The organism is Sphingobacterium daejeonense (assembly GCF_901472535.1).
GTDB lineage: Bacteria > Bacteroidota > Bacteroidia > Sphingobacteriales > Sphingobacteriaceae > Sphingobacterium > Sphingobacterium daejeonense.
This window is the reverse complement of sequence record NZ_LR590470.1, coordinates 4098858-4121840: the sequence shown is the minus strand read 5'-3', so window position 1 is coordinate 4121840 and position 22983 is coordinate 4098858. Positions and strand designations below refer to the sequence as shown.

The window sequence follows — 22983 nt, the reverse complement described above, 5'->3', positions numbered from 1 at the left end:
AGATGTTACATTTTTTAAAACTTTCCAATTCTCAATAATATTGGAAATTTTCAGCTGAAGGAGTATTCAAAATAGAATTATAGAGTAATTCAGAATTTTATTTTGATTCACAAATGGGTTTTTGTCTCTTGTTTTGATTTTTGGTAAGCTGTCTGTTGATTATTCCGAACTCTATTAAATAAGTATACATTGTTGCTGTATTGTTTAATATTTCTGATTAGTATAATGATGTCATCGACAAAATTTAAGTTTATAATTTTTGTGATTTTTTGAATTATCTCCTTTAATTGATTGTATATCAATTATTTGCCTCTTATTCTTTCTTAAAATTTGATATGATTTTTATCTAGAATCGCCAAAATTATATCAAAATTATCCTCATTATTTCAATTTATTAATACTTCTATTAAAAATGGTTTCTAAACTAACTTTTATATTATCTATTTGATAAAAATTAAAGTTATTCTGAATTAACTTGTTAAATATTTAAGCAAAGTCTATATTTGTCGACTGTTTAACAAAATTTAACAGACTCTGTTTTAATACTTTTAATTAATAGCAAAATTTATGAAACACAAATTACTCAGCTTAATTTTTGTGTTAACCTGTTTTATCGGAGCAGCGTTTGCACAAGATCGTCAAGTGAGTGGTAAGGTAACTTCGGCTACCGACGGCGCGCCTTTAAGCGGTGTGTCTGTAGCTCTAGTGGGAACTGGAGTTGCAGCTCAATCTGATGCAAATGGGGACTATACGATTACTGTAGAAGGCAGTAATGCTGTATTGAACTTCTCCTTTGTTGGTTTTACTTCAACAAGAGTTCAAGTAGGAACACAAACTTCTATCAATGTTCAGTTGGTAGAAGATGAAATGTCCTTAGATGAGGTTGTAGTTGTCGGTTACGGTAGCACAACGAAAGAAGCATTTACAGGATCAGCGAAAAAAGTTGATGGCGCTAAGCTTCAGCAAAAAAATGTATCCAATATCTCGCAAGCAATTGCAGGTGAGGTTGCGGGTCTACAAGTAGTTAATACATCTGGACAGCCTGGAAGTTCTTCAACAATCCGTATCCGTGGTTTCGGTTCTGTAAATGGTAACCGTGACCCATTATATGTAGTGGATGGAGTTCCTTTCTCCGGAAGTATTTCCTCTATCAACAATGCGGATATTGAAAACGTAACTGTGTTAAAGGATGCGGCAGCTACTGCAATTTATGGTTCTAGAGGTGCAAACGGTGTTATCGTTGTAACTACTAAAACCGGTCGTGGAGCAACTTCTTATGTAGAAGCAGATGCAAATTTCGGTACTAATATGTCACTTATCCCACGTTATGACGTGATTAAGTCACCTGAAGAGTACATTGGCCTAAGCTGGCAAGCAATGTACAATGAGGGTGTGGCAAATGGTGTTGATGGTGTAAAATATGCAAATGATAATTTGTTCTCCGATAGAGGTATCGATCCATTGAACAACATTTGGAATGTTAATTCTATCGCTGATTTAATTGACCCTGAAACTAGAAAAGTTAAGAGTAATGTCACTCGTAAATTCAACCCTGAGAACTGGGAAGATTACGCGTTCCAAAATGCTGCAAGAACTGATATCAACGTAAGATTTGGTGGTTCAAGTGACAAAACTAACTATTTCACTTCATTCGGTTATTTAGGTGATAAAGGATATTCGATCAATTCTGATTTTGAGCGTTTGACTGGTCGTGTAAGTGTTGACCATAAAGTAAACAAAATCATCAATGTGGGTATGAACATGAATTACGCAAAAACTGAGCGTAATACTGGTGGTCAATCTGAAGATTCAGGAAGTATTTTCTGGTTCGTAGACAACATTCCTTCTATCTACCCATTGTTTGAGAGAGATGCAGATGGAAATACTCTTCCTGATCCTATTTTCGGTGGTTCAATTTATGATTACGGAATCAACTCAGCTCGTAAATTCGGTTCATTAACCAATGCGATCGCTGATGCTACTTATGATATCAAACGTCATAACCGTAATGAATTAAATGGTAGAGCATACGTGAACTTTAATATTATCGAAGGATTGACTTTTGAAAACTCTTTAGGTATTCAATTGTACAATAACCTTTATAATGATAGAGGTAATAAATTCTACGGTAGTTCAGCAGGTCAAAACGGTTCATTATACCAAAGACGTGAAGATTTGAACTATTACAACCTTTTGAACTTATTGCGTTATAGAAAAGATTTCGGAGATCACTCTTTTGAAGCTTTAGCGGCACATGAGGCTGTTAAATGGAAAAGCAACATCCTTGATAACTCTGGTTACAATTTAATCAGCAACGATGTGTTGGAATTCAACAACGTTGTAGTTTCAAATCCAGTTAGTTCATTTACCAATGAATATGCTCTAGAAAGTTATTTCGGTCAGATCAACTATGATTATCAAAATAAATACTATTTATCAGGAAGTATCAGACGTGATGGATCATCTCGTTTCAAAACTGATAAATGGGGAACTTTTGGCTCCATTGGTGCAGGTTGGATCGTGTCTAACGAATCTTTCATGCAGGATCAAGATATATTTGATTTCTTGAAATATAAAATCTCATACGGTTTGATCGGTGATCAAGCAGGTGTTGGTTATTACCCTGGTTACACTTTGGTTACTCCAGAAAACGTAAATACTGAGTTAGGTCTTAAAATCGGTGACGATATGGGTAATACAGATTTGACTTGGGAAACGTCAAAAATGTTCCAAACTGGTGTTGAATTTGAGATTGGTAAGTATTTATCAGGTACAGTTGAATACTATATCAAGAATACGGACAACTTGATCTTCCAATTTGGTTTAGGTCCTTCATTAGGTTACCCAACAATCTTGGTTAATGATGGTCAATTAAGAAACCAAGGTATCGAGTTTGATTTAGTAGGTCACATCTTCAAAAATGAAAACTTCTATTTAGACTTAGGTATCAACGGTGAAAGTTTCAAAAACAAAATCACGAAAATGCCAATCGAAGCTTCAACAAACCTTCCTAAAACGATCGATATCCAAGGAATTTATGGTTGGGCAGAAGGACACTCTATTTATGATTTCTACATGAGAGATTTCGTAGGTGTTGATGCTGAAGATGGAAAAAGCATGTGGAAAGTATATTACACTGATAATGACAATAACGGTGAATTTACTGCTGGTGAACAAATCTCTTCAATGGCTTTGTTTACAAACCCAGATAATAAAGAGATCAAAGAATCAACTACTAAAACATATTCTCAAGCAACTCAATACTATGTAGGTAAATCAGCAATTCCAGCTATTAGAGGTGCGTTCAACTTGAGAACAGGTTACAAAGGATTTGACTTAAGTGCGCAAGTATTATATAGCCTAGGTGGTTATGCATATGATGGAGCTTACGCAACATTGATGAGCAATGACCCGATTGGTGGAAATAACTGGCATAAAGATATCCACAACAGTTGGCAAAAACCAGGTGATGTAACTGATGTTCCAAGAATCAACAACGATTTAGATGCTAACGTGGTTTCTACTTCAACAAGATTCTTGACAAAAGCTAATTATCTAATGTTGAACAACGTACGTTTAGGTTATAACTTTAAGTCTGATTGGATCAAAGCTTTTGGTGCACAAGCATTGTCAGTATGGGTTTCAGCAGATAACCTTGCAATTGCTTCTGCAAGAAGAGGTTTTAACCCTTCAACTCACCAAGCTGGTGCATCTAGCATGTATAGATATTCACCATTATCAACGATCAGCGGTGGATTAAGAGTTAGATTTTAATTTTTTAAGAGAGAAATAAAATGAAAAAGTCATTATATATATTGTTGGGATCTGCGCTGTTATTTTCTTCTTGTGGAAAAGACTTCCTAGATGCTCAACCAACAGAAAAACCATCTACTGATCAAATTTCAGAAGCTGGTAAAGATGACCCTTCTGTATTGAACGGTTATATCCTAGGTATCTATGCTACTATGTATAGTACTTTCTCTGCAATTCCTGCAGATGAGGATCACGATGATTTCGGACAAAAAGGTTATGATATCTATATGGATATGTTGAGTTCAGATATGGTATTAGGTGCATTGAACTACGGTTGGTATTCAAACGTTGTGAGATACAATGCTACCACTGACTATACTCGTACTGAAGCTGCTAAACCATGGAGATACTACTATAAAGTTATCATGGCTGCAAACTATGCAATGGATGCAGTTGGTGGGTCGGAAGTAGAGGTCCCGGCAGATGACAAAGAAACTAGATATGTAATTGGTCAAGCTAAAGCAATGCGTGCATATGCATACTTCTATTTGGCTAACTTATACGGAGTTGAATATGGTTCTGGAAATGATAAAATTCTTCCTATTTATACAAATACGGAGCAGCCAAATCAACCTCTTTCAACTACAAAAGAAGTTTATGATCTAATCATCTCTGACTTAGAAACTGCAGTTGAGTACTTGAGCGATTATGATAGAAATGGTAAACACAAAGTAAACAAATATGTTGCTGAAGGTTTATTGGCATACGCTTTAGGTGCAAGAGGTACACAAGCAGATTGGCAAAGGGTAGCGACATTGACAAATGATATCATCACGAATGGTGGTTTCCCGTTGACGACAAAAAGCCAAACTGTTGCTCAATTCAATGCAGCTGGTGCTTTAACAAATACTGACGGTGGATTCAATAATGTGGCAACTCCAAGCTGGATGTGGGGTGTTGATTTAACTTTGGCTAGTAACCTTGACTTGGTATCATGGTGGGGACAAGTAGATTACTTCACTTACAGTTATGCAGCTGCTGGAGATCCTAAAATTATCGATAAAGGATTATTTGATAAAATCCCTGATAATGATATCCGTAAAAAACAATTCAACGCTCGTTTATTGCCAACGAATAAATTCTATACTCCTCAACGTGTACCTATGGGTGAGCGTCAAGTTGTAACAGATTATCTTTATATGCGTGTTGATGAGATGGTTTTATTGAATGCAGAGGCAAATGCAAACATTGGAAATGAAGCTGCTGCTATCGCATCATTGAAAAAACTTCTTGATCTTCGTTTGGATAATACAAGTTATTTGACTTCGTTGTCAGGACAAGCATTAAAAAATGAAATCTACTTGCAAACCCGTATTGAGCTTTGGGGTGAAGGAAAATCTTATTTGGCTATGAAACGTAATAAAGCTACAGTAACAAGAGGTTCTAACCACTTGTATTTCTCTGGACAGTCTTTCAAATACAATTCGGATCAAATGACTTTCCCTATTCCTCAAGTGGAAATTCAAAACAACCCTCAGATTTAATCTGATAGGGAGGTAATACTATTTAAAGCCTTCAGGGAATCCTGAAGGCTTTTTTTGTTTTATGACATGTCTGTTGGCAGTCATAATCTAGTGTTTTATTTCTTATTAGTAAAAAATACATTTATTATTGTCGAATAAATCATAAAACACCATTTAAACAAATATTAAATAATTCTTGTCTTTAATATATCGTTAATAATCTCTTTTATTTCAAAAATTATTTATAAAATATTGATTGTATTAAAGAATTTAATCAAATTTATATCTGAAACGGATTGTGAACTATATATAGCCAATTAACATTAGAAAATTTCCGATATTTTTTAATTATTATATTTATTTAACTAAACAATTATTTTATGAAACAAAATAGTTGATATATTAATTGTAAAAAAGTTAGGCTGCTCAAATTAATAAGCAGCCTTTCTTATTTAATTACCTTTTCCCTTTATCCTTTCACTGCCAGGATACTCAGTTCCTGAGCCACTCTTCCAGCAATTTCAGCAAAGGCTGCTGCAACTGGCTCATCCTGATCCAATGCAATTGGGAACCCATTGTCTCCAGCATCGGCCACGGATTTTACCAATGGAATCTCTCCAAGAAAGGTACATTATTTACCTCCGCCAATCTTTTGCCACCATCTTTGCCGAAAATATAATATTTATTGTCAGGTAACTCCGCAGGAGTGAAATAAGACATATTTTCAATTACACCAATAATTGGAACTTTCACACCTTCCATTTGATACATTGCCATTCCTTTGATGGCATCAGCCAATGCTACTTGTTGCGGTGTAGTTACGATTACTGCTCCGGAGATAGGATAGCTCTGTGCTGTAGTGATATGAATATCTCCAGTGCCAGGAGGCATATCTACGATTAAGTAATCCAATTCTCCCCAGTCTGTATCTCCAAACAATTGTTTTATGGCAGATGTTTGCCATTGGGCCACGCCAAGGAATAGGTTGATTAGGATCTGTGAAAAAACCGATAGACAATAATTTCAGTCCGAACCTTTCAATTGGTACAATCCTGTTTTTGCCATCAGCTCCTTGGCTAGATTGAGGCTTAGCATCCTCAACACCGAACATGATAGGTACTGAAGGTCCGTAAATATCCGCATCTAACAATCCAGTTTTAGCACCTGTATTTGCCAATGCCAAAGCTAAATTAGCAGCAACTGTAGATTTACCAACACCACCTTTCCCAGATGATACTAGAATAATATTCTTTATATTTTTTAACTGCACATTTTCTACTGCACGTACCCTAGCCGTCATATTAATGTCTACATCAACTTCCTTGGAGACAAACAATGCTATAGCATTACGGCAAGCATGCTCAATATGACCTTTTAATGGGCATGCAGGTGTGGTCAAGACCACATCAAATTTTATCTTATTGGGTAATATTTCAATGTTTTCAATCATGTTCAGTGTTACCAAATCTTTTTTTAAATCTGGTTCTTCCACATGACCTAAAGCATGTAAAATCTGTTCTTTAGTAATCATGGAATTCAAATTAAGTTAACAAAGCTAAAGAAAGATGCTCAATATCTTGTCATAATGATGTTTTTAATGATTTTTGCATATTTTTACTTTATTCTAAAGGTTACACGTTAATATATGTTAGACTTTAAAAACATTAAGCTGCCTGAATTGGGTTTTGTGAAGAAGAGGTGGTTTATAATCACTGCTGCGTCTGTAGTGGGAATACTGTTAATTGGCTTTATTTGGGCAATGTCCTTGAGAGGAGATATGTTGAATAAAGCTGTAGCGAAAGTTCAGAAGAAATTAAAGGATGACTATCAACTGAATTTTGAAGTCAATAAATACGAATTTGCTGGATTAACAACAGTTGATTTTCAAAAAGTAAAACTATATCCAGATACTGGAGAGCAATTGGCAGCTATTGATCAGTTCAAAGTTTCTGTAAAGTTATTTCCACTCCTTTCAGGAAATGTAAAACTTGATGAACTTGACCTTAAGAATGCTACAATTACCCTCGTAAAAAAAGACAGCAGCTCAAACTATGATTTCTTATTCCGAAAGAAAAATGAGTCTGACACGACTAAGGATACCAGCCCAGCCAGAACATTGGCAGAAACGGTAGATAATCTTTTGAAAAGAGCTTTCCAGGCAGTTCCTGACAATTTGAATTTAGAAAATGTGAGTCTATCATTCCAAGATTCAGCTTCAACTCAGGTAGTTAAAATACCAGAAGGAAAAATTGATGATGGAGATTATGATATTGATGTTTTCCTAAATGAACAAGAGGCAAAATGGAATTTTAAAGGAAATATTAATTCAAGCCGACAAACAGCAAATGTGATAATATCATCTGACAATAAAGATGCTCAAATCCCTTTCATAGCCAGAAGGTTTGGTTTGAAAGTCAGTTTTGATGAGTTGAGTTTCCATTTGGATGATGTTGCTCGAAGAGGGAAGGAGAACCTAGAAATAAAAGGAGGGATCAGTGCTAAAAACCTACGGGTTAATCATCATCGATTATCCTTAGATACGATTGTTTTACCTGGAGGTTCTGCTGATGGAGGGTTTTTAGTGTCCGAAAATACCATTGAATTACTTACTGGTACCAAGGTGCAAGTAAAAGACTTCTCATTTGAACCGAAACTTAAATACAGTAAAAAGCCGAAAAAAGTTTTAGAAATGGCAGTCCATACTGGAAAATTCAAAGCGCAAGATTTCTTCGATGCCCTACCGGTAGGTTTGTTCGAAAATCTAGATGGGATTAAGGTTGCAGGAGATATACAATATGATATGGACTTCAAAGTTGACTTGGATGACCCCGATAACCTTACATTCGCTTCGAAAATCGATGATGCAAATCTAAAAGTTGAGAAATGGGGGAAAGCCAACATTGCAGAGTTAAATGGACCTTTCGTATATGAAGCATACGAAGACACCTTGAAAATGCGCGATATTACCCTTGATCCTTCAAATCCGAATTTTACCCCATTAAACCAAATAGCACCCATATTAAGGAAAACAGTCCTCAATACGGAAGATCCATTTTTCTATAAGCACAATGGATTTGAATTAGAGGCATTCCAACTGTCCATTGTGACCAATATTAAAGAAAAAAAATTCAAACGTGGCGCAAGTACGATTTCGATGCAATTGGTGAAAAACCTATACCTGAATCGTAATAAAACAATGATGCGAAAATTCGAAGAAATCCTATTGGTCTGGTTGATGGAACAATCCAAGCAAGTCAGTAAAGATCGAATGCTGGAAATTTATTTGAATATTATTGAGTGGGGAAAGAATGTATATGGAATATCTGAGGCATCGAAATATTATTTTGGAACTAAACCATCAGAATTAAAAATAGGAGAGAGCTTATATCTTTCCAGTATAATTCCGAGGCCAAAAACTGGACTTTCATCATTTGATTATACAGGTCAATTGAAACCGTGGGTAATGAAACATTTTAATACTTATGGTTATATCATGAATAAAATGAATCAATTGGAAGGAGAGAATGTCCCTGCAAATTATGGATTCTATCAAGTCCAGCTGCAACCGAATTTGAGACCGCCGAGACCTAAAGGTGTGCCAGACTCCATGATGACCCATGACGACATTAAGGATATGGTTGATGAAATCGATAGGGAAGAGAAAATCCGAAAAACCTTATTGGAAAGACTTTTTGGAAAACCAAGTGAAGAGGAGACTGTAAAAAACAACTAAGCAATGAAAAATATATTCATAGATGGTCTTGAGTTTGAGTTAATGATCGACTACGAACAGATTCAAAAGAGAATACGTCTTATTGGAATAGACATCAATCTAAAATATGAAGATAAACATCCTGTATTTATAGGTGTTTTGAATGGATGCTTTATGTTTATGGCTGATTTAATGAAACAGGTGCACATTCCGTGTGAAATGTCATTTGTGAAACTTGCATCTTATTCAGGCACTAAGCAAGGCGAACTCCATGAACTAATAGGGGTTGGAATGTCATTGGAAGGAAGACATGTGGTTATTGTTGAGGACGTTGTCGACTCGGGGAGATCATTGGTACACACCATTGAAGCGTTGGAGCGCTTGGAGTAGCAAGTATATCTGTAGCTACATTGTTGTTGAAGCCCGAATGTTTGCTCTATTCGTTTGACAATATCATGTATGTAGGATTTGAAATCGAAAAAGAATTTGTTGTAGGTTATGGATTAGACTATAATGGTCAATGCCGTAACCTACAAAATATTTATAAGAACATTCCTTCTACCTAAAACTACAATTGATTAAATGATCGTTTACCATGCCAACAGCTTGCATATAGGCATAACAAGTAGTAGAACCAAAAAATTTAATCCCTCTCTTTTTAAGATCTTTTGAAATCCTATCCGAAAGCTCGGTAGTTGCAGGAACAGCATCCAGAGCAGATACCTTATTGATAATCGGTTTCTGTTGCGGTAGAAATGAATATAGATAGTTATAAAAACTTCCAAATTCTTTCTGAATTTCCATAAATTTTTGAGCATTATTTATGGTACTGGTTATTTTTAATTTATTCCTTATTATTCCTGGGTCTTCAAGCAGCCTCTCAATATCCTGATCAGTGTATTTTGCTATCTTCTTGTAATTGAAGTCTGAGAATGCCTTTCTATAGCCTTCTCTTTTTCTCAGAATTTGTGATCCAACTTAATCCTGCTGTGCTGATTCCAAAATCAAGAATTCAAAGAATATTATCGTCTGTCACAGGTTTTCCCCATTCATTATCATGATAAGATTGGTACAATTCATCAGTTCCGCACCAACCGCACCTTACAATTTCATTTTTACTCATTTTTTCAATTTCTAAAGCAATTATTTTGTTCTAACTTTACGACTTTCATGAAACACATCAAAGCATTTGGATTAATATTCTTCCTGATTTTTAGCAGCATATTTATTGCTCCTAAATCTTATGCTCAACTTCCTGCCGTCGACTCTACAGCAGTAGTGGATTCCATTGCTATTAAAGACTCTTTGGCTAGGCTCGCTGTGTTTGATTCATTAGATATCAGCCTTAAAATAGTCAAAATAATCCTGTTCCCCGATAAGGGAATAAATTATTTGAAAAATGGAAATAGATTCTGTCAAGAGTACTGGAAAGCAAGACCTGTTTTTTGGGATGGATACTGTACATTCTAAAATAAACCTGGGGTATTGCTGGAAGGAACTGAAAAAAACTATAGACCTGCATGGATTCTCCTTATTGTTTTTATTCTGTTTCTAATCCTTGGGTATTGAGAATCGTTTTTCCAGTGGAACTGAAAATAATAGTGGATGCATATTACAAGGAAAGATTATTGCTACAAGTCAGTAAGGAAGACAACTTAGCAACTTCATGGCCATATATATTTTTATATGCTGTTTTTAGTTTGTCCTTAGGATTATTTGTAGTGGTTATTGTGTCGAGTTTCGGCGACAAAAATTATCTTACTTTCGAAAACTTCCTAAAAAATTCTGGATTTGTAGCATTCTTGTTTATTGCCAAGATTCTAATCATTCGATTTGTATCATTCGTGTTTCAGTTGGAAAAAATTGTTCGTGAATATATAGCAATTCTTTACTTAGTTTATTTTAACAGCATGTTTTTCCTCATGCCATTTTTATTGGCTGTGGTGTTTATTCCTGCCAATTATTTCAAATCTATATCAATAATTTACATCTGTTTAGTAATAATTTTATTCAGTTACAGGTTCTTAAGGACCGCTTTACACTTATTCGGTCATTTCAAATTTTCTATTTTTTATTTAATTCTTTATCTTTGCAGTCTCGAATTAGCACCAATTTTGATATTAGTGAGGTCACTAAGTAATTAAGAAAGAGTATATGCAGATTGATGTAGAAAGATCCAAAAAAAGTAAAGAGCATTTTAGTTACTTTACCAAAGCCTGAAAACGATAAATCTCCCCTACTTCACACTAGCAGAGAAGTATAATTTAAAATTAGATTTTAGAGGTTTTATTCATGTAGAAGGCGTCTCTGCAAAGGATGTCAGAAAAGAAAAAGTGAATTTTGCAGATTTTTCTGCAGTAATCTTCACAAGTAAAAATGCAGTTGACCACTTTTTTAGGGTCTGTGAAGAAATGCGCTTTGAAGTCTCAGCAGATTTAAAATACTTCTGTATATCGGAAACAATAGCCCTTTATCTTCAAAAGTATATCCAATACCGTAAACGTAAAATCTTCTTCGGTAAACAAACAGCTCAAGATCTGGAAGATGTGTTGAAAAAACACAATAAAGAAAAATTCCTTTTCCCTTGCTCGGATGTTGCAAATGAAGAAACTCAACGTTGGCTGCAAGAAAATGGCTATGATTTCACACCAGCAGTGTTGTTCAGAACAGTAATCTCGGACATCAAAGATCTTAAAGATGTGTTCTATGACATCATTGTGTTCTTTAGCCCTTCTTCTGTACAGTCTCTTTATGAGAATTTCCCAGACTTTGTTCAAAACAAAACCAGAATTGCTGCTTTTGGAGCAACAACCCAACAAGCATTGTTAGAACATGACTTGATTCTTGATATCCCAGCTCCAACACCTAATGCACCTAGCATGACAATGGCAATAGAGCAATATATAAAGCAAGTAAATAAATAAATTGCTGAAAATATTTAAAGGCTATCCCAAAATGGATAGCCTTTTTTGTTGAACATTGTGTAAGACCTTTGTAAATTTGATGTTTATCATTTTTTAATAATTAATTCTGCATAATTTGCCAACAATCAATATAAATATCATCCTCAGGGAGGTTGGGTATATTTATTGTAGGAATATTTTTTTTATGTTTGCATTAACTCAAAAATGGGAATATTGTGAAATTAAAACCTGTTAATAGTATCTCAGGAATAGCTCCTAAGGACTTTGTTAGGGACTATCTAAATAAAAGCCAGCCTGTTATCATCAAGGATTTTATCAGCAAAGATAGTCCATGCTGGAACAAGTGGAGTTACGACTATTTCAAGGAAATAGCGGGTAAATGAGCAAATCGACGTTTATGGTCGTGAAGAAGAATCACAAAAACCATGCCGCTAGTCCTCCAGTGGGGAAGGATGAGCTTCGGAGAGTATCTAGATCTAATTCGTAAAGAACCAACCGAACTAAGATTGTTCTTGTTTAATTTGATGAAAATTAGACCCGAACTCAAAAAAAGATGTCATCTTTAATGATGTTACCGGTGGTAAAGTTCTGCAATGGTTACCATATATGTTCTTTGGAGGTGAAGGATCAGCAACAAGAAATCATTTTGATATTGACATGTCACATGTTTTTATCTCTCAATTTCAAGGCGCAAAAACGTATTTTGGTTGTTCCCAAATAACCAATCTGATCTAATGTATAAACTGCCGTACAACTTTCATAGTATAGCAAATCTGAAAAATAAGTAAAGTAGAAGATTACCCAGGATTGGAATTTTTGGATGGATACGAAGCTGTTATAAACGCTGGAGAAACACTGTATATGCCGGCTGGTTGGTGGCACTATATACAATATGAAACTGAAGGATATTCAATTTCTGTCCGTGCATTAGCAAACTCTATCAGCGAAAAATTAAAAGGAGCAAGAAACCTATTTGTTACTCGACACTTTGATGATACCATGAGAAAAATCTTCAAAGATAAATGGTTTGATTATAAAATTAATACTGCCAAAAAGAGAGCAAATAAAGCAATCAAGAAATACAAAAGATAGTTTTTTATATTAATAGAAAGGGTTCCAAAATTATTTGGAACCCTTTTCGATTAAACAAACTATGGTGTTTCAAATCCATATTTCTTATAGATGTTTTTAGCAACATCCGATTTCATAAAATCTACAAAATCCTTTCCAGCTTGTGCGCGAGGTGCATTTTTCATCTCAGCAATCATATAGGTAGCCTTTATGTTTTCCTCCGCAGGGATTTCAACCCAGTTCAACCGGGTGATTTAATAACTTCTGATAGACAACTTCGGAATACCAAACCGGAGCAGCATCTACCTCTTTATACAAAATCTTCATCGGACTTTCCCGATGATGTATTTTGGTCAAATATGTAGTGCCCTTCCCAACCTTATCTTTCATAATAGTATTCTCCAGGTTTTCGCCGCCCAATTTGTTGTAGACAGAAACTATTTGCCGACCGATACCTTCCCAGGCAGGATTGGGCATCGCTATTCTTATATCTTCCTTTGCAAGGTCTTGAATGGAATTAACTGATTTGGGATTGCCTTTTGGAACCATGATTGCCAATTTATTGTAAGCATAAATCTCTGTTCTTGAAAAATGATTTTTCATACTGTCAATCCTATTCTTTCCAGCGGCATATACATCTGGCTGATGAGTAATCCTCATATTACCAATAGTAATGGAGCCACCCTCAATTTGTTTGGCAAGTATTCCCGGTGGAAGAGTCTCAACAAAAATCCGTTCATATTTTGGATGTTTCTTCTTGAAGGCTTCAATTAAATCATCCATCACCATAAATTGATTCCCCGCGAAAAATATAACTAATTGCGGATCGACAATATCACCAAATAAATCGGGAACATTATCAATTCTGTGAACAGTGAAATTTACAGAGGATTCCGGAGCTGTGTTCCATGGAGGATCATATTTATAGTTGTCTTGGGAATAAGCTTTGTTCATAATCAAAATAACAGCAAATACTATCAATCGTTTTAAATTCATATCAATGTCTTTATATTATAATCTATGGTTTTACAATTACCCATCCTTCGGATGCTCTGATTACCAACTCTCCATTTCCGCTTGGAACATAGCCTATGAAATCATATAATTGATCTTTTTTTAAGCTCCTTTCCTGGAGTGAATTGCTGCACTGCGCAACAATTACACCTTTGTCAATAAGTTCTTTTAGGGCATCAGCATATCCTGAATCCTTTAGCATCACTTCTGTTCCCCCAGAAAACGTGATTAGCTCTAAATCAATTTTACCTTTCAAACGTGGGTCATTGAGAACATTTTTTATGTTACGGAATGCTTTTTTTACAACATCAGGATTGTTGCTGTCCAGTTGGTAGATTGCTTTGTAATGTTGGTTATGGAGTGTCGGCACCCGAAAACTTAGCGTTTTCCAAAAGTTTTTTGTCAATGGATTGTGCATGTGAAAGCTGCGTTGTGCACATAAAAATAATACTGCATAAAATAATAATCTGTTTCATATTCTTAAAAATTAAAAGGTCCGTATTTATGTTGTTCTTGAGGTTTATTGTCAGCAAATGGGGGATAGGGACTATCTTTAGGTTTCTTGCTCAAATCTGGATAGTCTTTTTCCTTGGCAAGTTTTGAAGGCCTTTCAAATGAATTAATATAAGCAGCGACATCATAAGCTTCTTCATCTGTAAGAATCGGAGATTCTGAGGTAGCACCTAATGGCATATTACCTTTGATAAACTTAGCAGCAGTCAACATTCTACCCATACCAGCACCATCATTAAAAGAATCATTGCCCCATAAAGGCGGATAGATGTATCCCTCTTCCATCGAACCCGATTTTTTGACCAAGCCTTGCCCATCAGATTGATGACAACTCACACATTGTGATTTGAAAACAGTTTCGCCATGAGTCAAATCTGCCTTTCTATTGGGTACATCAATTTTTACAAATCCCTGCCCTTCAATACGTGAACCAACCATAACGTCTTTGCTTAGATGTTTGATATAACTCACGATGGCAATCATCTCATCACTTTCCACGGGAAGTTTCTTGCCGTTCATACTCCTTTCAAAACAACCATTAATCCGCTCCTCAAGAGTAGCGACTTTCCCCTCACGTCCACTATAAATTGGGAAAAGTGCACTCAAACCTATATAAGGAGCAGCGTATGCCTTTGTGCCACCATTAAGATGACAACTAGTACATGCCAGATTATTACCTGAATAAACCTCTCCAAACTTATTGTTGGGACCAAGATATTTTTGGGTCTCCTTGATTAATTTTTCACCATATGCAGCAATCTTCCCTTCTTCCGTTTCTGGATAAGGAGAAACTTTAAAATCCTTAATGTCGCGCAAGGAATTATGAGAAACAATCTTCTCTGTTTCTTGACTCACTGCTGGGGATTGCAAGATCTGAGTATTAAAACCCAATGCTTGAAAAACTACAACAAGAACTATGAAAATAAATAGTCCAGCAACAATTCTTGTCTGTTGGGCTATTTTATTTACCTCCTTAAAAAGATTTTGTGATTGGTTTAAATTGTTTTTCATATAGACAAACATAAGCCTGTCTATGCACTTGCTAAAACGGTAAAATGTTATAGGCTATAACCTAAAGTTATGCTATGACTTAAGTGTTTGATTTAGAAAGCGGATAAACTGTTTGGGAAGACCCGAAAGCTCTCCGTGTAGATGAACTAAATAAAGTTCCCGATTAATTTCTTTCCCCTCGATCTCAATTTGCCTTAAAATTCCATTTTCCAACTCGTTTTTAACCGCATATCGGGAAAGAATGCCAATGCTATTACTGTATCTAATATATTGCTTGATGGATTCTGAACTAGACATTTGAACTCGATTTATCAAATCATTCGCATGAAGACCATTTTCTTTGAATTTTTGAAAGACAATATCATTCGTTCCTGACCCAGGCTCCCTAAAGATGAATTCCTGTTGCTTGGCATATTCAAGACTGATTGGTTCTTGATCAAATAAAGGATGAGAATTTCTCGCAACCCAAATTAACTGATCATCTAAGATCTTGCTGTACTTAAGAGATTGATCCTCTGCAATGCCCTCAACAAAACCTAAACCTATTTTTCTTTCATATAACCATCGGACAACCTGTGCCGTATTTCCCGTAAATAATTTGATGTTTACCGAAGGATTCTCACTTGAAAACTCTGCAATAATTTTAGGTAGAATATATTGGGCAATGGTCGTGCTTGCACCAATGATTAAATTGCCTCGAACTTGATTGTTGAGCAAACCTAATTTATAATCTGCTAATTCATATTCTTGAATAATGACCTGCACGGATTCCAAAAGAGTAGAACCAGCTTCCGTCAAAACCAATCTGCTGCCGTTTCTTATAAATAAAGCCTGACCAATCGTATGTTCCAAACTCTTGGATATGCTTGGAAACAGCAGGCTGGCTAATATTAAGTTCTCTTGATGCTTTTGTAAAACTTAAATCCCTAGCAGCATGATAAAATACTTTTATCCTAAAATTTATTTCTAACATAAGTGTGACCCTGGTTCAGGTATTAATCTTCTTCCTCGGCTTTCTCGGAAATACTATACTTGTAAAATAAAGTGTATGGATCTGATGGATAAACAATAGCATCAGGATTATGTTTAAATGGAATATCTGGATTGAATAGTTCTTCAAGCTTTTCCCTCAAGAATTCAACGAAAACCTTTTTTTGATCTTCCAATATTAAGTCTTCAAATACTAAAACTACCACTTCTATTCCTGAATAAAGTTCCATCCTCTCGCATACGTCGTGCAACATATAAATGAGGTTCCAAACCTCTTAATCCCGAAACTTGCTCATACACATACGCATAGAATAAGGTTTGTAAGAGAGCTTTATTTTCCGTATTATCTGAAAAGACCTTGTCCAAATTCCCAAAAATTACTTGGTCCGCTCCGGTTTTATAATCTACGATCCGTAATTTCCGTTGTCCATTTTTGCTGATTACTTCATCAACTCTGTCGATAATACCGAAGAGTCTTATTTTTTGGGGAACACCCTGTATGTTTATCTCAAAATCCAAAAAATAATCCTGGTCGTTCTCTAATTCCACTATCCTAAAAGATTCATACTGGTCAATATCATATTGTAGATACATCTTGATGTATTCAGATGATATCTTATGCATGATTCTTTGCAAACTATTCAAATCTTCCAGTTTGGTTAGTTCTGTTTGATATTGTTTCCCGATTTCTTTTATGACTGTAGAATCAACTTTTTCAAGTGCTTTTTCAAGTTCTGAGGTAGGGGTAAAATCAGTAGAACCCTTGTAGGGAGATAATAATTGCTCCATACATTCATGGATTACTGTCCCTAATTTGTTCATCTCAAACTCTTGGGAAATTGATGGCGGTTCTTTTATATCTGCTACATACTTTAGAAAAAACTGTAGTGGTGACATCAAATATGTCGTAAAGGCGGATGCTGATAAGGCTTTCCTGTCCTTTATATATGAGCCATATAACTTATCCCAAATATCTCCTTTTTTGTCAATGACTAATTCTTCCGGCTGAACAGGAAATAATAATGGTTGTTGCTGTGATCTTTTTATGAACTTAAAATTAGTTTCAAAGTTCAATTGCTTGATAAATCGACTCTCTTCACCTGTGCTATTTTCGTCTACAATACCATTATAAAATAAGTGAATATCATTAGAATATTGAAAATGCCTATAAAATAAATATGCAGAAAGTGCATCTTGATTTTCCAAAACTGGAAGGCCATATGCCTTACGCAAATTGTTGGGCAAAAATGTTGCTGCGCTAGATGTCTTAGGCAATATTCCCTCATTCGCTCCTAAAACATAAACATGATCGAAATTTAAACATCTACTCTCTAATAGACCCATAATTTGCAAACCATATAATTGATCTCCCTCAATGGCAGAATTGATAGGAGCTAAAGCTTTTTTGATCAAACCTATTTGGAAAGAAATACTAAGATGACCAAGTTTGTCAAAACCTAAATGTAATTGGTTCAACACTTTCTTAGTTTCAATCAATAAATTAGACTCGATGACTTTTGTCGTACCTTCAAGAGATATGCTTTGCACTAAATCCTCAATCATTCTGACCATCGTAGGAATTAGTTCCGCAGAGTTTTTTATAGGCTTGAAAAAATTAGGTAAAACAGAACTACTAACATCAATTTCCGCAATGGAAACTTCAAACAATTGTTTCTCGGAGGATTCCTTTTGAATTTGCTGTTTCTGTTTTTTTGAAATCTTTGTCAGCGGATGACTTAAAAAAGTTTCCAACAACTGATAGGGGAGTTTTTCTTTCTTTTGATGTGAAATATAGAGTTGAACTTCACACCAAAGGTCAAATAATCCATATATCGGAGATTGGATCAAAGGATATCCAGTAGTGATATTAATATCCATTTGTGGTAAACTCTGGAGCAATGGAACTAACAAACTTTCATCTGCAAGTAAAATGGCAGCAGTTTCATTATTAAAGTCTATCCCACCAGTATTTAAAAGTATATCATGCAGCAGTTTAGCCTCACTATTCTTGCCCGAGGTTTGGTATAGATTAACATCGATATCCCTATTGCCTATGATGTTTGGGGCCTCACCCAATGCATTTACCAAGCCAGTTTGAAATAAATTCCGACGAAGAAAAAGACCAGCTTCTTGAATTTTATCATCTAAATAATGAGCATCGACATCGAAATAAAATATCGCCTTATCTTCCTCTTGCCATTGCTTAAAAAGTCCTGCTTCTGCTTTGTTTAATGCATTGAACCCAACAAAAATGACCTTCTTAAATTGGTTTATAAATCCTTGGTTTTCTCCTCTTCCCTCTGCTAAATCTCTATATAAGGTCGGGAAATTAGTTTGATTTTCAGTTTTAGCTTCTCCTTGAACGATTTGTAAAGAATCGGTAATCTCTTCCACAATGCCAAAAATCTTTGTTGAACAGCAGTATGTCCTTTCATACTGAAGGATTTCCAAAACTGCTTAATGAAAACCTGTTGCTCTTCTGTAAAATGTTGGAATGTAATATCGATTTCGGTAGTATCGAATAATTCCATGTAAATTTGATCAATAGGAACCAAATCATAATCCAATTGACCAAAATCACTCAATATAATCTCGGCAATAGGATAGAATTCCTCCAAAGTCTCTGGCTCTTTTCCTTCCTTTTCCAAAAGATTATTGTGCAATTCAAAAAGATAAAAAAACTGAGTCAATTGAGTTGCTTGAACCTTCTTGGAAGATAAAGCAAAAAATTCTTGAATCGTAAAAAATTGTGGCGACCAGATAGCCTGACCAAAAACATCAACAAGGTGTTTCTTAAGGTAGGTAATAGGCCTTTTATTATTGAATACAATGGCATTATCTGAAATATCCTTGCCAAATTTCGCTTGAATGTCTTCCGCTACTAGTCTTAAAAATGCTTTCTCCATGATTTATTTTTATTTCACCTCAACCAATTCCTTGGATTTAGCATAATATAGATATCCCTTAATGTTATGATAACCAACATTTTTTAATGCGTTCATATACCTTCCTACCTGCGTTTTGTGATTAATATAATCGCCCTGCGTAAATTTGAAGTCAAGGACGATGGTCTCCTTATCATTCGTAAAAACTTTGTCCGGTCTTTGAGTACTACCGTCTTCCAAAATAATACTGGATTCATTCCAAACCTTATAATCTCCAGTAAGCCATCCATGGATGAGCGGATGATGCCAAATTTGTTTAATCTCCCCTAAGAGAGAATCCTTTTCATCTAATCCTAAGATTCCTTCTTCTATAAATTGATTGACATAAAATAAAATCTCATCTTCATTCTCAACTAAGGAAACTATCTCATGTGCTAAGACACCATATTGTGCAGCCTTTTCCAACATCAATATGTTGTTTATATTACGCTTGGTGGATTTTTCTAAAGCTGTTTCTAAAGCCAAAGATTGCGGATAATTTTTAAGCTCTATCTTGGAAGTATTATCCGTTTTGATATGTTCTTCTTTCTTAATGTTATCGTCAAGAATATTTAATGAATTGTTATCTAAACGGAATACTGATCCAGGTTCGGATAATACTTGAATTAATATGTCACTTATAAATTCATTCCTAATTTCTGAACCCAAAATTTCTCCAGTCTTTTTATCTACCTCATCTTTAAATTGGGAGCAGTAATATATAAGTGGCTCTTTGCCCTAGTTGTTGCTACATAGAAGGTGTTTAATGCATCCATATAATTGAATAGCATCTCCTCATAATATTGCTTATAAAAAATAGACCTTCCTAGAGATTGAGTGTATTTGACAGGTATTTTTCCAAGATCTGAAAATGGGCTTTCCAATACATCGATCCAAAAATCACCGTTGGTTAATCCATCAAGCTTCCAAGAAGAAAAAGGAATCATTACGACCTCATAAGCTAATCCCTTTGATTTGTGAATCGTCGTAACCTCAATGGCGTTTATCTTGCCATTTGAAGGTAAAACTGCTCTTTCACCATCCTCATCCCAATATTCCAAAAATTGAATAATACCTCTTTCACCTAAAGTAGAAAAAGCTGTAACTAAATCTTTGAAGGCCAATAAATATGGAAGGTGGATACTTCCTTCATCCCCAAGATGATATAATTCAATCAATTTTTCAACCAAATGGACCAAAGGCATTTTTTGCAATGCTGACCAAGATTCAATCAATTCAATGGGAAGTACTTCAGAAAGGTCCTGTAGATTATTCCCTTTAAATTTTAACCAATTGCTGTGTTCAAATTTCGATCTTCCATGAGATAATTGATATAGGTAAGCCATGTTAGCATGATGGATAACATGCTTGTCCGACTGAAAAACCAAAGATCTTAAAGTCTCAAGAATAAGATTAATCGCATTATTGGAAATAAGGCTCAACGCATCACCTGATATAACCTCAAAACTGAGACCTGCCTCATTTTTATAACGCATCAGTTCCTGGATAATAAGTTTCGCTTGAGCATTACTGCGAACCAAAATCCCTATATCTGAAGGTTTGTATTTCCCACTTGAAATCCAATCTCCAATTTTTGTACATAGGTCCCTAACAGATTCCTCAATGACTTGGTTATTTCTTGAACGACCACTTGTAACTGGCAAAAAATTGATTTCGATACTGCCCTGAGGTTTTTCAGGGTCTGTTTTGGATATAGGAATCAACTGCTCGCTATTTTCATAAGCTTTAATCAATAGATTGTTATTTCCTAATGAATTCCACCATACCAAACCTTCCTCGGATAACCCTTCCGCTACCTTTTCATTAAGAACCGCCTGCATCATTTTGGGTATCTTATCAAACAAATAATTGTTAAGCTTGATTATATTTGGAAGACTCCTATAGTTGGTGTCTAATGTGCCGTTCTCAATAAAATCAACGACATTATGCTCTGTTAAATGGAAATGGTTTGAAACCTGTTGGTCGATTTGCTGCAAGAGAATACGCCAATCTCCATTTCTCCAACGGTAAATGCTCTGCTTTACATCTCCAACAACCAAATGTTCGCTTATTTTTCCCGTAGCTACAGAAAGGGCATTTAATAGTAACGGACTGTAGTTTTTCCATTGAATTCTGGAGGTATCCTGAAACTCGTCAAATAAAAAATAATTATACCTATTTCCTATCTTTTCCCAGATAAAAGTTGGATCAGCATGCTCATCCAAACCCAGTTTATTCAATAAAATTTGTGCATCCGATATCAATTGAGCAGAATTTTCCTTCCTCCATAAACTCAACAAATCACTCATCTCCTTAAGTAATCTCAAAAAATACAGATTCGTATGCACCGACTGGTAACCAATATAGCTGGCAAAATGTTGTTGAAGGGTTAATATGGCATCCAATGTCGGTTTTATACCTGACATATATTCATAACGAACGACTTTATTGGAATCTGTGAAGGCATCTTCATTATCAACCAATTCAGAAAACTTGTCGAAAACCTTACTCTGTATATCAGAAATCGATATTTTTCGAACATCGATATTCAACTTGCTAGATGATACAAACTTATTTCTGGATTTTCCTTTCATCTCTGTTTCATCAACCCCTAAACTTTGATAAACAGATTTATATGTTTCTAAACTTTGGGAAAGTGCTTCTAAAAATGAATTCGTTTTATCCTCTATTTCTTTATTCAAAAGATTGAAAATCTTATTCGTGTCAGAAGAAATCATAAAGCTGTCAAACTCCTGAAAATTCTCCGAAAAGATTAAACCAGCCAAACCCATTAATTGTTGACGGTAGTTCCAATTTTCATTGTTGCTGATTTTTTGCTCTGCATAGGTGATGATCCATTCCAACAGCTCTGGTCGCTCATCCAATAACTGATTTAACATCACCGTTAAATCTCTTTTCACTTTATTGGTGTTCATTTCTATGGCATAGCCGGAATCTAAATTCAGCTCATATGTAAAACTGCGAATTACCTTTTGAGAGAATCCATCAATAGTACTTACGGAAAAATGACTGTAGTCATGAAGGATTCGGCGGTAAACCCTATTTGCTTTCTCTTGAATTGAAACCCTATCCCATGACCCCATCTGTTGTAATTGAGATCTATATTGTTCAATTTCATCACTATCAGCACCAGTCGCCAAGCCGTGAAGAACTGTCATAATCCGGTGTTTCATCTCAGCAGTAGCCTTGTTTGTAAAAGTTACTGCCAAAATTTCCCTATAACTACTTTCCTTAGATAACAATAAAGTCAAATAATGAACCGTTAAACTGAAGGTTTTACCAGATCCAGCAGAGGCCTTTACAATTTTTAATGGAGCAATTCTTTGCATAAAACGACAATAATTAGAAGAGCTTGAATATCGACAATTTAATTTAGATTTGAGATATGAGAAGTGAGATATGAGATAAGATAGCGAGGATATAAATATTTCAGTTATCTTATTTCGATCCTGATTTTTGTCTCGTTTTCTATCGCAAATCCCATATCCCATATCTCATATCCCTACTATTGCATTAATTAATAATAC

General features: G+C 35.2%; 20 protein-coding genes and 3 pseudogenes. 10 read left to right on the top strand and 13 right to left on the bottom strand.

What is annotated here, in order from left to right; genetic code table 11:
- Window positions 1–567: 567 nt before the first annotated feature.
- Window positions 568–3774, top strand: coding sequence for a SusC/RagA family TonB-linked outer membrane protein (locus tag FGL31_RS19710; protein ID WP_099370606.1), 3207 nt, complete (start codon window positions 568–570; stop codon window positions 3772–3774).
- Window positions 3775–3794: 20 nt separating this feature from the next.
- Window positions 3795–5297, top strand: coding sequence for a RagB/SusD family nutrient uptake outer membrane protein (locus FGL31_RS19705; protein WP_099370605.1), 1503 nt, complete (start codon window positions 3795–3797; stop codon window positions 5295–5297).
- 448 nt (window positions 5298–5745) lie between these two features.
- Here the strand turns inward: FGL31_RS19705 and FGL31_RS19700 are convergent.
- Window positions 5746–6807 (bottom strand): annotated as a pseudogene (locus FGL31_RS19700) (Mrp/NBP35 family ATP-binding protein).
- 114 nt (window positions 6808–6921) lie between these two features.
- On the opposite strand from FGL31_RS19700, the gene FGL31_RS19695 reads away from it, so the two are divergent.
- From FGL31_RS19695 to FGL31_RS29330, 3 genes are read left to right on the top strand one after another with little or no spacing between them, the layout of a single operon-like run.
- On the top strand, window positions 6922–9009 hold the full coding sequence (locus FGL31_RS19695; protein ID WP_138093907.1) for a transglycosylase domain-containing protein: 2088 nt from the start codon (window positions 6922–6924) through the stop codon (window positions 9007–9009).
- 3 nt (window positions 9010–9012) lie between these two features.
- The gene (locus tag FGL31_RS19690; protein ID WP_317131089.1) at window positions 9013–9378 is read left to right on the top strand and encodes a phosphoribosyltransferase; all 366 of its coding nucleotides are present in this window, start codon (window positions 9013–9015) and stop codon (window positions 9376–9378) included.
- Between the two features lie 41 nt (window positions 9379–9419).
- Window positions 9420–9554 carry a hypothetical protein gene (locus tag FGL31_RS29330; RefSeq protein WP_317131088.1) on the top strand — a complete coding sequence of 45 codons (135 nt, stop codon included), beginning with the start codon at window positions 9420–9422 and terminating at the stop codon, window positions 9552–9554.
- Here FGL31_RS29330 and FGL31_RS30095 read toward each other — a convergent pair.
- A pseudogene (locus FGL31_RS30095) lies at window positions 9547–10111 on the bottom strand (DNA-3-methyladenine glycosylase I). The gene FGL31_RS29330 and the pseudogene FGL31_RS30095 sit on opposite strands and share 8 nt — an antisense overlap.
- A 47-nt stretch (window positions 10112–10158) precedes the next feature.
- Between FGL31_RS30095 and FGL31_RS19680 the strand changes: the two are divergent.
- From FGL31_RS19680 to FGL31_RS26795, 5 genes and pseudogenes are all read left to right on the top strand, one after another.
- On the top strand, window positions 10159–10458 hold the full coding sequence (locus FGL31_RS19680) for a hypothetical protein (RefSeq protein ID WP_138093904.1): 300 nt from the start codon (window positions 10159–10161) through the stop codon (window positions 10456–10458).
- A 50-nt stretch (window positions 10459–10508) separates the two neighbouring features.
- Window positions 10509–11132 carry a DUF4271 domain-containing protein gene (locus FGL31_RS19675; protein WP_138093902.1) on the top strand — a complete coding sequence of 208 codons (624 nt, stop codon included), beginning with the start codon at window positions 10509–10511 and terminating at the stop codon, window positions 11130–11132.
- A gap of 50 nt (window positions 11133–11182) precedes the next feature.
- A pseudogene (locus FGL31_RS19670) lies at window positions 11183–11912 on the top strand (uroporphyrinogen-III synthase).
- 215 nt (window positions 11913–12127) lie between these two features.
- Window positions 12128–12295 carry a hypothetical protein gene (locus tag FGL31_RS26800; protein WP_232047000.1) on the top strand — a complete coding sequence of 56 codons (168 nt, stop codon included), beginning with the start codon at window positions 12128–12130 and terminating at the stop codon, window positions 12293–12295.
- 433 nt (window positions 12296–12728) lie between these two features.
- Entirely contained in the window at window positions 12729–13004 is a 276-nt protein-coding gene (locus tag FGL31_RS26795) for a cupin-like domain-containing protein (protein WP_232046999.1), read from the top strand.
- Between the two features lie 59 nt (window positions 13005–13063).
- Here the strand turns inward: FGL31_RS26795 and FGL31_RS28425 are convergent, their stop codons facing one another.
- The 11 genes from FGL31_RS28425 to FGL31_RS19620 all read right to left on the bottom strand — a co-directional run bounded on the left by FGL31_RS28425 (window position 13064) and on the right by FGL31_RS19620 (window position 22785).
- On the bottom strand, window positions 13064–13228 hold the full coding sequence (locus tag FGL31_RS28425; protein ID WP_262709190.1) for a molybdate ABC transporter substrate-binding protein: 165 nt from the start codon (window positions 13226–13228) through the stop codon (window positions 13064–13066).
- Window positions 13215–13979 carry a molybdate ABC transporter substrate-binding protein gene (locus FGL31_RS28420; RefSeq protein WP_262709189.1) on the bottom strand — a complete coding sequence of 255 codons (765 nt, stop codon included), beginning with the start codon at window positions 13977–13979 and terminating at the stop codon, window positions 13215–13217. The genes FGL31_RS28425 and FGL31_RS28420 overlap by 14 nt, the downstream gene beginning before the upstream one ends.
- Window positions 13980–14001: 22 nt before the next feature.
- On the bottom strand, window positions 14002–14415 hold the full coding sequence (locus FGL31_RS19655) for a DsrE family protein (protein WP_232046998.1): 414 nt from the start codon (window positions 14413–14415) through the stop codon (window positions 14002–14004).
- A gap of 62 nt (window positions 14416–14477) precedes the next feature.
- Window positions 14478–15521 carry a c-type cytochrome gene (locus FGL31_RS19650; protein WP_138093900.1) on the bottom strand — a complete coding sequence of 348 codons (1044 nt, stop codon included), beginning with the start codon at window positions 15519–15521 and terminating at the stop codon, window positions 14478–14480.
- Window positions 15522–15593: 72 nt separating this feature from the next.
- Window positions 15594–16373 (bottom strand): LysR substrate-binding domain-containing protein, encoded by a 780-nt coding sequence (locus tag FGL31_RS19645; RefSeq protein WP_232046997.1) that lies wholly within the window; start codon window positions 16371–16373, stop codon window positions 15594–15596.
- Window positions 16261–16494, bottom strand: a complete 234-nt coding sequence (locus FGL31_RS30090; protein ID WP_138093896.1) for a helix-turn-helix domain-containing protein — start codon at window positions 16492–16494, stop codon at window positions 16261–16263. Before FGL31_RS30090 ends, FGL31_RS19645 begins: the two co-directional genes overlap by 113 nt.
- 22 nt (window positions 16495–16516) lie before the next feature.
- Window positions 16517–16687, bottom strand: coding sequence for a hypothetical protein (locus tag FGL31_RS22800; RefSeq protein WP_171017730.1), 171 nt, complete (start codon window positions 16685–16687; stop codon window positions 16517–16519).
- Between the two features lie 10 nt (window positions 16688–16697).
- Window positions 16698–18905, bottom strand: a complete 2208-nt coding sequence (locus FGL31_RS19635; RefSeq protein ID WP_138093894.1) for a PD-(D/E)XK nuclease family protein — start codon at window positions 18903–18905, stop codon at window positions 16698–16700.
- The gene (locus FGL31_RS19630; RefSeq protein ID WP_138093892.1) at window positions 18815–19417 is read right to left on the bottom strand and encodes a hypothetical protein; all 603 of its coding nucleotides are present in this window, start codon (window positions 19415–19417) and stop codon (window positions 18815–18817) included. The genes FGL31_RS19635 and FGL31_RS19630 overlap by 91 nt, the downstream gene beginning before the upstream one ends.
- Before the next feature lie 9 nt (window positions 19418–19426).
- A complete protein-coding gene (locus tag FGL31_RS19625) occupies window positions 19427–20104 on the bottom strand; it encodes a Dna2/Cas4 domain-containing protein (protein ID WP_138093890.1) in 678 nt (225 codons plus the stop codon).
- Window positions 20105–20124: 20 nt separating this feature from the next.
- Window positions 20125–22785, bottom strand: coding sequence for a UvrD-helicase domain-containing protein (locus tag FGL31_RS19620; RefSeq protein WP_197734327.1), 2661 nt, complete (start codon window positions 22783–22785; stop codon window positions 20125–20127).
- Window positions 22786–22983 lie beyond the last annotated feature (198 nt).

Excerpts from the sequence above, each read along its gene's own strand:
- FGL31_RS19710 (WP_099370606.1), top strand. The coding sequence starts at position 568 with ATGAAACACAAATTACTCAGCTTAATTTTTGTGTTAACCTGTTTTATC.
- FGL31_RS19705 (WP_099370605.1), top strand. The coding sequence starts at position 3,795 with ATGAAAAAGTCATTATATATATTGTTGGGATCTGCGCTGTTATTTTCT.
- FGL31_RS19695 (WP_138093907.1), top strand. The coding sequence starts at position 6,922 with ATGTTAGACTTTAAAAACATTAAGCTGCCTGAATTGGGTTTTGTGAAG.
- FGL31_RS19690 (WP_317131089.1), top strand. The coding sequence starts at position 9,013 with ATGAAAAATATATTCATAGATGGTCTTGAGTTTGAGTTAATGATCGAC.
- FGL31_RS19680 (WP_138093904.1), top strand. The coding sequence starts at position 10,159 with ATGAAACACATCAAAGCATTTGGATTAATATTCTTCCTGATTTTTAGC.
- FGL31_RS19675 (WP_138093902.1), top strand. The coding sequence starts at position 10,509 with ATGGATTCTCCTTATTGTTTTTATTCTGTTTCTAATCCTTGGGTATTG.
- FGL31_RS28420 (WP_262709189.1), bottom strand. The coding sequence starts at position 13,979 with ATGAATTTAAAACGATTGATAGTATTTGCTGTTATTTTGATTATGAAC.
- FGL31_RS19655 (WP_232046998.1), bottom strand. The coding sequence starts at position 14,415 with ATGCACAATCCATTGACAAAAAACTTTTGGAAAACGCTAAGTTTTCGG.
- FGL31_RS19650 (WP_138093900.1), bottom strand. The coding sequence starts at position 15,521 with ATGAAAAACAATTTAAACCAATCACAAAATCTTTTTAAGGAGGTAAAT.
- FGL31_RS30090 (WP_138093896.1), bottom strand. The coding sequence starts at position 16,494 with ATGTTAGAAATAAATTTTAGGATAAAAGTATTTTATCATGCTGCTAGG.
- FGL31_RS19630 (WP_138093892.1), bottom strand. The coding sequence starts at position 19,417 with ATGGAGAAAGCATTTTTAAGACTAGTAGCGGAAGACATTCAAGCGAAA.
- FGL31_RS19620 (WP_197734327.1), bottom strand. The coding sequence starts at position 22,785 with ATGCAAAGAATTGCTCCATTAAAAATTGTAAAGGCCTCTGCTGGATCT.